At 51.6% G+C, this 13,690-nt stretch carries 2 protein-coding genes; both read right to left on the bottom strand.

Translation table 11 applies throughout. The features are described from left to right. Window positions 1–31 precede the first annotated feature (31 nt). Entirely contained in the window at window positions 32–382 is a 351-nt protein-coding gene (locus DY231_RS04255) for a hypothetical protein (protein ID WP_034498144.1), read from the bottom strand. A 71-nt stretch (window positions 383–453) separates the two neighbouring features. Continuing rightward, window positions 454–13,560, bottom strand: coding sequence for a retention module-containing protein (locus tag DY231_RS04250; protein ID WP_115627397.1), 13,107 nt, complete (start codon window positions 13,558–13,560; stop codon window positions 454–456). Window positions 13,561–13,690 lie beyond the last annotated feature (130 nt).

The following is a 13,690-nucleotide window of genomic DNA, read 5'->3' as shown; positions in this document are numbered from 1 at the left end:
CCGCCAACACAACTCGAAATATGATGGCTATTTAAAAAATCCCCTGATCGTCGCTATTAAGCAGATCCTCTAACCCACCCAACCCCTGGCGCGCCTGCGCGCGATTCATCAGCTTCACCTGCGCCATCGGCGGCAGGTCAGTGATCGTAATCACCCCTTTTTGAATCAGCAGGAAAATCAGGTCGTCCAGAACGCGGACCATTTCCAGGTCACTGCGTTGCAGCAATTCTTTATGTTGCAGACTTTCATCCACCACGTTGCGGGCGTTATTCCAGGCGGTGATTTCAGGCGTCTGCGTGAAGACTTCACCTGTCATTCCGGTAAACGGCTCGTTCTCAACACGTGTCAGTTGCCCTTCTTCATTACGTTGAACGTAATACATTTCCAGTACCTTTCTTTTATTGCCAGTACGGCATGTGAAATCACCGCCCGGTGAAGGGCGGTGATTATCATTTAGTGTGAGTAATGTTCTGGCTTGGCGATTAAGTGATCCAGCGAGTAGTGCGATGAACCACCTGAGTCGTGCATCGTTCCAGCGTCACCCGCGTGCGGAGCACCCGGTAAATGTGTCGCTGCGGACGCCAGGCCTTTCCCTTGCCCGTGATCATCACCACCTCTGATGTGGTGCGTAATGTCCGGGTTCTCGTGCAGCTCTTTCGCCAGGCTGCTGAGATCGTGTTTCGCTTCGTTGCTGTCATCTTTTCCGGTAAAGACTTTAGCGTCGTCCCGGCCCGAATGAGCTTTGGCATCATGATTCAGATTGAAAGAAAGCGAATCATTGCTGTCATCGAACAGATTACTTAAGCCGTGGTCGTGCCCGTGCGCTGCATGATGCACTTTGCCCGAAGTATCAACGTCATGCTTACCACGATGGGATGGATCATCCATTGTGAAATCTGACTTTTGATGGATAACGTTGGTGTTGCCATGATCGTCGTGAGCAATCACTGAAACAGCCACGTTATTTTTACCGACATTCAGTTCATGGGTATTAACCGGAACGTCATATGTCAGATGGCCATTTTCTTCGTGCAGTACCACGTCATAATGTTTGTGGTTGATGGTGACATTGATATGTTCATTGTCATGCACATCGGCACTGTCAATCTGGCCGGTGATATGAGTCAGATGGTGACGAGCTTCTTCCTGGTTGATATGGTTATCACCTGTCACTTTATCGATAGTGATTTTGGCATCGGCATGGGTGTCCAACTGGATATGCTGGGTGGTCTCTTTAGTGATGACATTCCCTGCATGATCCTGAGTGGTCACCTTGGCTTTCAGGATATTGTCACCGTCGTTCAACCATTTTTTCTCAATATCAGTCTTATAAACTAACTGGCCATTGAGCAATTCAACATCAGCAGAGAAGGTGTGGTGATTGATTTCAAATTCCACATGATCACCCGCTTTCACATCACCACCCACCTGGCCGGTGACAGAAATAGTCTCAGGCGCGCTGGCATTGATCACGTGATTTGGCGTGACTGGTTCGAGGGCGATCGCCGCATCAATTTTTGTATCAACGTAAACCGGATGGATGACTGGTGGAGTCGTTAAGTGGTTACCTGCGTTATCAGTAACGCTGACGCTTACACTCAGATCGTTGTGGCCTTCCTGCACCCAATCCTTTTTAACATCAAACTCATAGCCAAGATGGTTACCCATCATTTTTACTTGAGTCGTCGCGGTATGACCATTAACTTCCAATGTCACCGTATCGCCCGCTTTCGCATCTCCATCAACCTGGCCCGTCACAGAAATACGTTTCGATTCGAGCGCATTAATCGTGTTATCAGCTGTCAGCGAATTGACGGTAATCGTCGCATCAGCATGGGAGTCCAGCGTAACAACCTGGTTATACGCAGGTATCAGTCTATTTCCAGCATCATCGGTTACCTGCACATTGACGGTGACGTTGTTGTCACCTTCATGCAGCCAGGTTTTATCCATCCGAACGTCGTAACCAAGATGGTCGCCAACGGGGACAACTTTGGTCCGGATTTCATGGTTGTTAACGTTCAGCGTCACGATGTCACCATCACGAGCGTCCCCATCAACCGTTCCTGTAATATGAATTTGCGCGGGTGCCTTGCCGTTAACCACATTTCCTACCGCCACTGGGTCGATATTAATCGACGCATCAATTGTGGTATCGAGCTTAATGTGATGAGTATCAGTGGAGGTTGCAGGGTTGCCAGCGTTGTCTTCCCCATTGATGGTGATAGTGACCGTGTTATCGCCTTCAATTAACGCATCGGTTGAAACCGGAATAGCAAAAGTCTTATGCACACCGTCATCAGCGACGACAACGTCTTTAATATCAACAGTGATATTCGTGCCGTTCAAATCGATGGTTATCTTGCCGTTGACAACATCACCCGTAATGACGCCATGCACAATAGTATTGGCATTGTGGGATTCATTGATATTCACTCGATCATCACCAGCAACAGTATCAATTTTAACCGTGTTTGCTGCATCGTGGTCGATGGTAATGGTGTTAGTTTCGGTGACGGTTAAGGTGTTGCCGACAGCATCGACGCCGGTCACTTTATAGGTAATCGTCTGATCGGCAAGCAGATCGGAAGTCGGGACATCCAGTTTAAAGGTGAAGGCACCGTGCCCATCGCTGTGCAGCGTCGCTGGCAATTCGTTGCCATTGACGGTGAGAATGACACTGCCTCCCTCTTTCACATCGCCCGTTACCGTGCCGCTAATCTGAGTGGTCGACTTATTGCTTTCGTCGATGTTGAGGATGTTATCACCGGCAACTTTATCGAAGGTCAGCGTGACGTTCGCGTGATCGTCAATGGTGATTGTTTTATGCACATCCTGCCTGAAATCATTTCCCGCATCATCCTGGCCGGTGACCGTAACGACGATTTCTGGCTTGTCTGTATTCTGGGATTCTAATTCAGCTTTTAAATTGTCGGTGTCCACTTCCAGCGTGTAAACCAGCTTGCCGGTGAGTTGATCAACGACTACATCGGCAGTTTCTGAGACGCCATGGAGCGTGACCGTAACTTTATCGCCAGGAGCGGCGTCACCACCCACCGTGCCGCTGATCTCAGTTTTATTTGCGCCAAGATCTTTAGCCGAAAGGATATTGTCGCCGGAAACAGTGTTAGCGGTAATGGTTGCGGCAGCGGAAATATCCGTCGAATAGTGTTCAGTGGCGTAACCAGTCGTGGTGTTTGCGTGATCATCATGACCGGTGACTTCTGCCTTAATCTCGTTGCCAAGCTGCAAGTCGCTGGTTTTGACATCAACCGAGTATTTCAGGTCTTGACCAATCTCGACGTTTTGATAAACCTGCCCATTAACGGTCACCGTGACATGCTCACCTGGCTTCACATCACCGGAAACATGGCCAGTGATGGTGGTTGTAGCCTGCTGAGTTTCATGAAGATTAAGAATGTTATCGCCAGTGACTTTGTCGATAGTGATATGGGCGCTAATGTCCGTATCAACGGTAATCGTTTTACCGTCCGTTGCCGTAAATGTATTCCCCTGATCGTCTTGCCCGGTCACGCTCACCGTGATGGTCGGGGTATGGCGCAGATCGTCAACGCTGACGTCTTTGCTAAAACGCATCACACCTTTGGAATCGGTAAACACTTGGGTGGTAACAGGATTTCCATTCACCATGATGGTGACATTACTGCCGTCATGAATACCATCACCTTTGACGATGCCGCTGACGGTGGTCTTCCCGGACTGTGACTCCAGAATATTGATGACGTCGTCGCCAGCAATGTTATCGAGGTGAATTTCGGCAGTGGCATTCGTATCCACATGCACTGTTTTTTGCGCACTGGTATCTGCTGTGTCACCTGCGCCATTATGTGCGGTGGCAGTGACCGAAATATCAGGGTGAGCCATCAGATATTTGGTATCAACTTCAATCTCATAACCCAACTCACCAGGCAGATTCGGACGCTCAACAATCTTAACCGGAATATCCTGATCGCCGATATGCAGCGTAACGTACTCGCCCGCCTGAACATCACCCGTTATGGTTCCACGAATCGTCGTAGTATCGTTTTCTGATTCGACTTTATTGATCACATCATTACCCGCAACCGGGCTGATGGTGATTTCGGCATGTGGAGGATCGTAATGCGGAGTGGTCGTCCCGCCGGTATTATTATCAGTTGGATGACCCGTCCCATGAACGCCTATATGGTCGGTTGCGGTTTCAATATTACCGTATGGATCGGTAGTGGTGATCTTCACGACAATATCTGAATTTGGGCCAACATCATCCGGATTGATGAACGACAACTGCCCGGTCACAGGATCGGTTGTGCGATCGGCGTTATAACCCAAATGTCCGTCAGAGAATTTCTGCACGGTCGTTTCGACGGTTTTACCGCCGACGGTAATGGTGACGACATCCCCTTCTTTCGCATCTCCGCCCACGTTTCCAGAAATGAGCCAGAAATCGTGACTACCATTTATATGGACTGACCCTGGAGTGATATCAATCGTTGCCTCGGCCCGTGTATCAATACCCACGGCGTGATCGGCCGTTGCCAGCACGGTATTTCCCGCCGCATCGTAACCGGTTACTGATGCATGAAGGATAGGTTTATCGCCGCCGGAAAGCAGATCTGTGGTGCTGACATCAATGCTGTAGCCCAGGTCGTGGCCGTTGCCTTCAGAAACAACTTTTCCGTAGTAGTGTTGATTGTTGACCTCAAGGTCAACAGTGTCACCGATATGCACATCGCCGGTGACTTTTCCAGTAATAGTGGTGTGATCCAGGTGAGCTTCATCATTGTTAATCCAGTTGTCAGCAGTGACTGGATTAATACTGATGGTGGCCTGCGCACCGTCATCTCTGGAAACTTCGTGAGACGCGTAAACCGAAACGCTGTTGCCATGCGGATCGACAGCCGTGACGGTGGCATGAATATATGGATTGGCTAACAGCCCGTCGGTTCTTACGTCAACGGAATAACCCAGGCCACCATTGAGATATGCCTGTGGTTCTACCGTCGCCGGGTAATCAACCCCATTGACCCACACATGGACGATATCGTCTTTCTGAACATCGCCACCGACGGTGCCGTTAATGGTGGTAGTTGGGTGTTTTTGATCAAGGTGATTGAGGATATCGTCACCAGACACCACGTTGATCGTCACTGATGCAATGGCGTGATCGTCAATAATAACGGTGTGATCTGCGGTGGCAACGGTGCTGTTTTGCGCCTGGTCCGTGACGTTGATGCTGGCATGAATATGCGGATTAGCCTGAAGATCAGCCGTGCTGACAGAAATATGGTACCCCATCTTTCCGTTACCCTGATCTTCTACAAAACCATGATAGTCCTGGCCATTGATGGTTAACGTCAGAGGGTCGCCTGCATGCATTTCCCCTATAACCGTGCCACTAACCAGAGTATGCCCCTGCTTGAGTTCATCGGCGTTCAGGGCGTCATCAGGCGTCACCGAATCAACGGAAATGACAGCTTCAACTTTCAGATCAACAACAACAGTCCGGTCTGCTTCAGCGGTTGCCGTGTTATTGGCGTTATCGGTGGCGATCACGCTTGCCGTAAAGTGAGGATCGACCATCAGGTCGTGGGTGCTGACCTGTTTGTGCCAGAGCAGGTTGCCCTGAGAATCTTTGGTGACTTCCGCCGTCAACTCATTGCCATTAATCACCAGGTGAACAACGTCACCTTCTTTCGCGTCGCCGCCGACGGTGCCTGAAACCGTGGTGAATTCTTGATCCGACTCTACACCATTGATCATATCGTCGCCGGAGACAGGATCGATAGTGATGCTCGCCGTCGCTTCCAGATCAATATCGATATGGTGAGTGATGTCGATATGATCTGCGTTACCGGCGGCGTCGTGCGCCACAACATGGGCAATCGGGTCCAGGTCGGCCAGCAGATCTTTGGTCAATACATCTACGCTATAGCCTAAAGCGCCATGCTGATAAGGCAGCTTGATAACGGTAGTTTCATATGAGTGATCATTAACGGTAATGGTGACTTTATCGCCTTCGTTAATCTCACCGCTCGTCGTGCCGCTCACGGTGCCGGTGACTTTAGTGGCGTGCTCTCGTGATTCGTGGTGGTTAATGATGTTATCGCCAGTCACCTGCCCCACAGTGATAATGCCATCGGCGTGGTTATCAATGTGGGCGGTGTGCTCGGTGGTCGCCGTGATTTTGTTGTGAAGTTCATCGAACGACGTCACAGAGGCTTTGAATGTCACATCAGTGTCAATTTTGCCTTGATTGTCGCTGATAGCGTAATTATCAACGTCGATGCGGAAACCTAAATGACCGTTACCCAAGTCAACAACCTCGCCTGGGTATTTATAGGAATTCACTTCGATAACAACGTGGTCGCCAACTTTGGCATCACCATCAACTACGCCGGTGATGGTTACTTTCGGCGGCGTCAACTCATCGTGATTGAGCACGTTATCTACAGTGACGTTATCGATATGAATTGTGGCGTCTGCGTGGGTATCAACCGCAATGTCATGGGTATGTGTCGTTGTGATGCTATTACCGTGCAAATCATGGCTGGTGATATGGACTGTAACGGTGTCCAGGCCTTCATACAGTCCGCCCGGTGGCACCGGCACGGAGTAAAAAAGATTGCCGTTTGAATCAACGTGCACCGTGCCTGGATAATCATGGTGAACAGGCTTGCCGTTAGCATCAACACCCGACACGGTGACTTTTACAATGTCGCCTGGTTTCGCATCATCACCCGTAACTGCACCACGAATAATGGTATTTTTCAGGGATTCAGCATGGCTGACCCAGTCTTCGCCCGACACCGTTTCGATGGTGAAATCGTTGACGGCAAAGTTATCAATATGAACCGTGTGTTCGGTGGTGACGATAACCTCGTTTCCATGAATATCATGGGAAGTAATCTTCGCAGTAAACTTGAGATCCCCATCGACATGATGCTTGTTATCATTGAACTGCGAAGACGGAACGGGAATGTGGTAGCTCATATCGTTACCAACGGTCCCCGGATAATCGACTCCGTTGACGGTAACAATCACATGATCACCCGGCTTAGCATCGCCACCCGCGATACCACTGACCATCTGAGTTGGATCAGTCAGTTCTTTGTGGTTCAGGAGATTGTCATTGGTAATGTCTTCAATGGTCAGATTCGCATTCGCGTGGTTATCGACAGCCACCGTGTGGTCGTAGTGCGCAGTCACCGGGTTACCATGAATGTCGTGCGAGTCCACCTTAACGGTGATTTTCACATCCTTATCCACTTCTTTATCATTGGTGCTGAAATCAGATGACTTCACATCAATGCGATAACCCAACTGGTTTGGGCCTATTTGTACGACTCTGCCTAAGTATGGGTGGCCATCTACGTTAAGCGTGACCTTGTCCCCTTCCCTGGCATCACCGTGAACTTCACCGGTAATGGTTTGTACTGCGTTGTTCAGCTCGCTATGGTTCAGCACATTCTGATCTGTAACATCATTAATCTCGATAGCCGCATTGGCATGATTATCGAGATCAACAGTATGTTTTTCGGTAACCGTCACGACGTTACCGGCTTTATCATGAGAGGTCACACTCACATGGAAAGTGACACTTCCATCCACTTCACCTTTGTTATCGCTGAATAGCGATGGTTCCACCGGGATACGATAACCAAGTGAATTGTCGTCAAAAGTAACGACTTCGCCGTAGACATGCTGAGTCCCAATCTGGATATCAACCACATCGCCCGGGCGTGCATCCAGGCCGACTTTGCCGTGGATCCATTGTTGGTCAGCATCCAGTTCACTGTGGTTCAGGACGTTATCTTTTGTGACATTTTCAATGGTAATACTGGCGTGAGCTGCGGTGTCCACCTCAACGTTTTGGTGTGCGATGGCTAACGCTTCATTACCTGCTTTGTCGTAGCTGGAAATCTTCACCTGAACGTCGTTATGACCATCATTAAGTGCGTCACGCGGGACCGAAACGTTGTATAACAGGCGGCCTCCGGCTCCTTCAAACACGGTACCAAAGTAGCTATTACCGTGCACGGTCACTTCCACTACGTCACCCGGTTTGGCATCTTTGCCGCTCACCTGGCCTGTGATGTCTGTATCGTGCTGATGTTCAGCATTGTTAACCACGTTGTCGCCAGCCACGGTTTTGATAATCACGCTATTTTCAGCATGGTTATCAAGATGAACCCTGTGATCTGTCGTCACGACAACTTCGTTACCCGCTTTGTCATGAGATGTAACCTGAACAGTGAAAGGTTTATCGGCATTCACTTCACTCTGGTTGTTACCGAATTCAGCAGTCGGAACATCCACGCTGTAAACAAGATGGCCATCCGGAGTTTCAACCACAACCCCTTTGTGTTGATTACCGTTAATGGTGAGGATGACCTCATCATTAGGTTTAGCATCGCCGCCTACAGTGCCTGTAATGGTCTGCGTTTGATGTTCAAGCTCAGTGTGATTGAGGGTGTTATCGTCGGTCACACTGTCAACGGTGATGGTCGCGTTGGCGTGGTTATCGATATAAACCGTGTGTTCCGTAGTCTGAACAACAACGTTGCCCGCAACATCATGAGATTTCACCGTCGCGAGGATATGAACTTTGTCATCCACTTCACCCTGGTTATTGCTGAACAACCCGGAATCCACTTCAATGTGGTAGGCGAACCCTTTGCCCTCAGCCACCACTTCGCCTGTGAACTGATGTCCTCTCACTTCGATAACAACCACATCACCCGCTTTAGCATCGCCACCCACCGTGCCGCTTACCATCTGCGTCGGCGCAGTCAGTTCGCTGTGGTTGAGGACGTTATCTTGTGTGACGTCACCGATAGTAATAGTGGCATTGGCGTGGTTGTCGATCTTAACCAGGTGATCCTGAGTCGCGATCACTTCGTTGCCCGCATCATCATGAGAGGTAATGGTGGCGTGCACATTGACCGTACCGTCCACTTCACCTTTGTTGTTGCTGAAGACACGCGGATTGACCGGGATGTTATAGCCCAGTTTCCCGTTGCCAAGATCAATCACTTCACCTTTGAAATGATTGCCTTTAATTTCTATATCCACACGGTCGTGAAGTTTTGCATCGCCATCCACAACACCGTGAATAAACTGGGTTTTAGCCGCCAGCTCATCGTGATTTAGGACATTATCTTTGGTGACGGCGTCAATGGAGATGGTGGCATTGGCGTGGTTGTCGATGTGCACTAAATGGTCAGCGGTCTGCACCACTACGTTACCCGCGCCATCGTGAGATTTTATGGTGGCGTGAATGTTTACGTCGCCGTCAATTTCACCTTTGTTGCGGCTAAACGCCGCGGGGTCCACTTCGATGTTGTAGCCTAAGTTGCCGTTGCCGAAATCAACGACACTGCCGGTAAAATGATTGCCGCGAATCTCAAGATCAACCACATCACCCACACGCGCGTCGCCGCCAACGTTACCGTGAACAAACTGCTTCTCGGCATTCAATTCGTCGTGGTTAAGAACGTTATCTTTGGTGACATCATCAATGGTGAGTGTGGCATTGGCGTGGTTATCGATTTTAACCGTGTGATCCTGAGTCGCGATCACTTCATTGCCCGCATCATCATGAGAGGTAATGGTGGCGTGCACATTGACCGTACCGTCCACTTCACCTTTGTTATTGCTGAAGACGCGCGGATCGACCGCAATGTTGTAACCCAGCTTCCCGTTGCCAAGATCAATCACTTCGCCTTTGAAATGATTACCTTTAATTTCTATATCCACACGGTCGTGAAGTTTCGCATCGCCATCCACAACACCGTGGATAAACTGGGTTTTAGCCGCCAGCTCATCGTGATTCAGGACGTTATCTTTGGTGACGGCGTCAATGGTGATAGTGGCATCGGCATGGGTGTCGAGCACCACATTTTTATGCTCCACCACAATGGCGGTGTTCCCGGCGGCATCGACGCCGGTGACCATCACCTGCACATCGTTGTTGCCTTCGTTCAGCGCCGCCGTCGGCACCGGCACTTCGTAGCGCAGCTGACCGTTTTCGTCGGTCACCACATCGCCACGGTATTCATGGCCGTTGACGCTGACGACGACTTTATCGCCCGCCTGCGCATCCCCGCTCACCACACCGGAGATCAGGGTCGGCATCCGGGATTCAATGGCATTCACCACATTGTCACCGGCCACGGTCTGGACGATCACATGGTTTTCGGCGTGGGTGTCGAGCACCACATTTTTATGCTCGACCACGATGGCGGTGTTCCCGGACGCATCGACACCGGTGACCATCACCTGCACATCGTTGTTGCCTTCGTTGAGCGCCGCCGTCGGGACCGGCACTTCGTAGCGCAACTGGCCGTTTTCATCGGTGACCACATCGCCACGGTATTCATGGCCGTTAACACTGACGACGACTTTATCACCCGCCTGGGCATCCCCGCTGACTACACCAGAAATCAGGGTTGGCATAAGGGATTCGGCGGCATTCACCACATTGTCACCGGCCACGGTCTGGACGATCACGTGGTTTTCGGCATGGGTGTCGAGGACCACATTTTTATGCTCCACCACAATCGCCGTGTTCCCGGCGGCATCGACGCCGGTGACCATCACCTGCACGTCATTGTTGCCTTCGTTCAGCGCCGCCGTCGGCACCGGCACTTCGTAACGCAACTGGCCGTTTTCATCGGTCACCACGTCGCCACGGTATTCATGGCCGTTGACTGTGACCACCACATGGTCGCCCGCCTGCGCATCCCCGCTGACTACACCAGAAATCATGGTCGGCATACGGGACTCGGCGGCATTGACCACGTTGTCACCGGCCACGGTCTGGACGATCACATGATTTTCGGCGTGGGTGTCGAGCACCACATTTTTATGCTCGACCACGATGGCGGTGTTCCCGGACGCATCGACACCGGTGACCATCACCTGCACATCGTTGTTGCCTTCGTTGAGCGCCGCCGTCGGGACCGGCACTTCGTAGCGCAGCTGGCCGTTTTCGTCGGTCACCACATCGCCACGGTATTCATGGCCGTTAACGCTGACGACGACTTTATCACCCGCCTGCGCATCCCCGCTCACCACGCCGGAGATCAGGGTTGGCATCCGGGACTCGGCGGCATTGACCACGTTGTCACCGGCCACGGTCTGGACGATCACGTGGTTTTCGGCATGGGTGTCGAGGACCACATTTTTATGCTCCACCGCAATCGCGGTGTTGCCCGAAGCATCGACGCCCGTGACCATCACCTGCACATCGTTGTTGCCTTCGTTGAGCGCCGCCGTCGGCACCGGCACTTCGTAGCGCAACTGGCCGTTTTCGTCGGTCACCACGTCGCCACGGAATTCATGACCGTTAACGCTGACGACGACTTTATCGCCCGCCTGCGCATCCCCGCTCACCACGCCAGAAATCAGGGTCGGCATCCGTGACTCGGCAGCATTGACCACGTTGTCACCGGCCACGGTCTGGACGATCACGTGGTTTTCGGCATGGGTGTCGAGCACCACATTTTTATGCTCCACCGCAATCGCGGTGTTCCCGGCGGCATCGACACCGGTGACCATCACCTGCACGTCGTTGTTGCCTTCGTTGAGCGCCGCCGTCGGGACCGGCACTTCGTAGCGCAACTGGCCGTTTTCATCGGTCACCACGTCGCCACGGAATTCATGGCCGTTGACTGTGACCACCACATGGTCGCCCGCCTGCGCATCCCCGCTGACTACACCAGAAATCATGGTCGGCATACGGGACTCGGCGGCGTTTACCACGTTGTCACCGGCCACGGTCTGGACGATCACATGGTTTTCGGCATGGGTGTCGAGGACCACATTTTTATGCTCCACCGCAATCGCCGTGTTACCGGCAGCATCGACGCCGCTGACCATCACCTGCACATCGTTGTTGCCTTCGTTCAGGGCATTCGTCGGCACCGGCACTTCATAACGCAGCTGGCCGTTTTCGTCGGTCACCACATCGCCACGGTATTCATGGCCGTTGACTGTGACCACCACATGGTCGCCCGCCTGCGCATCCCCGCTCACCACACCGGAGATCAGGGTCGGCATACGGGACTCGGCGGCATTCACCACGTTGTCGCCCGCCACGGTTTCAATCGTCAGCGCGTTTTGCGCTAGGGTATCAAGCGTGACATTGTGGTGCTCGACCGCAATCGCTTCGTTACCCGCCGCGTCGTGGCTGACCACCTCAACCTTAACGTCATTATTTCCTTCGTTAAGCTGGTTGGTCGGTACGGGGACGTTATAACGCAATTGACCGTTTTCACTGACCACAACTCCGTGGTAATCACGGCCATTGACCGTCACCGTAATCGGGTCGCCCGCCTGCGCATCGCCACCCACTACGCCGGTAATCATCGTTGGCATACGGGATTCGATGGCATTCACCACGTCATCGCTAGCCACAGTCCCGATAGTGACCGAGTTATGAATATCCAAATCGATATCAACGTGGTGATCGGAAGCAGCCTGAGTGGTGTTCCCCGCTTCATCCGTTGAAGTCACCGTCGCGTGAATATTGGGATCGGCCAGCAACCCTTGAGTAGAAACGTCAATCCGGTAACCCAATGCGCCATTACCCAGGTCAATAACCTCACCGTTGTATTCGTGCCCGTTCACCGTCAGCGTAATTTTATCGCCGAGTCTGGCATCGCCGCCGACAGAGCCGTGAACGGAGGTTTTCTCTTGATGAGATTCGGCGATGTTAATCACGTTATCAGCGGTGACGTCATCAATGGTGATAGTGTCGTGCAGATCGACAGTGTCAATCAGTGCATCGGCGGTGCTTTGCGCGGTGCGCCCGGAAACATCAGTGGCGGTGGCAACCACGGTAATTTCACCGTCTACAAGGCCGCTTAAATCAGGCTGGATGGTCCAGTGTCCGTTAGCGACAGGGACATCGACGGTGATTGTGTTTTTTTGGCTATCGGTGAAGACCAGCGTGACGTGATTTTGGTTACTGGTACCGCTGACGTTGGCGTGGCTTATTTCTTCTTTGTTAATGAAGCCATCGTTACCGGCAAAATCGTCAATGTTAACCAGCGGGGGAAGTACAGGCGGGGAGCCGCCGTCGTCTAAACCATTCTCGGGGAGGTTTAGTGCCCAGGTCGGTGCGCCGATACCTTGCGTGTTGAAACCGGCTGTTGGGTCGATGATTTGCCCGGTTAAGTCCAGTTGGACCAGGGTGTGACCGCCGCCGCCGCCTTCAATCTGCACAGGGGGTTCATTGCCCGCTGCGGTCGCTTCTAAGGCTTGCGTCGGGTCGGTACCGTCGGCGATTGCCTTCTGTATGGATGCGACATCTTGCGTGTCATGCTCCACATTATTCACCGCGTTTAAGCCGTGTTCAGTCCAGTGGCTATTACGCCCGAGATCGAGTGTTTTACCGTCTGGCAGAGCCACACTTACCGCGCCGCTGGCGCCAGTGACAATTTCTTCGCCACTGTAGATTCGGTCACCTTCTTTCAAGAGACGCTGCGAGCCATCTGCTTCTACTACATAAACCTGGCCTATTATCGCCTTGATCACACCGAGTAAATTACTCACAGTACCCTCTCTTGAATATCATCTTTATTTTTATAAATGCCGCAATAAGTTAATTAACCAATAACATTATTCTTTCATTCACAATACATTCACGGAATATAGAAAAATATCCATTAATGGACATCTCTAA

This window comes from Buttiauxella agrestis (assembly GCF_900446255.1).
Classification (GTDB): Bacteria; Pseudomonadota; Gammaproteobacteria; order Enterobacterales; family Enterobacteriaceae; genus Buttiauxella; species Buttiauxella agrestis.
The sequence above is the reverse complement of the archived record's forward strand: the minus strand, read 5'-3'. Positions and strand labels throughout refer to the sequence as shown.

Excerpts from the sequence above, each read along its gene's own strand:
- DY231_RS04255 (WP_034498144.1), bottom strand. The coding sequence starts at position 382 with ATGTATTACGTTCAACGTAATGAAGAAGGGCAACTGACACGTGTTGAG.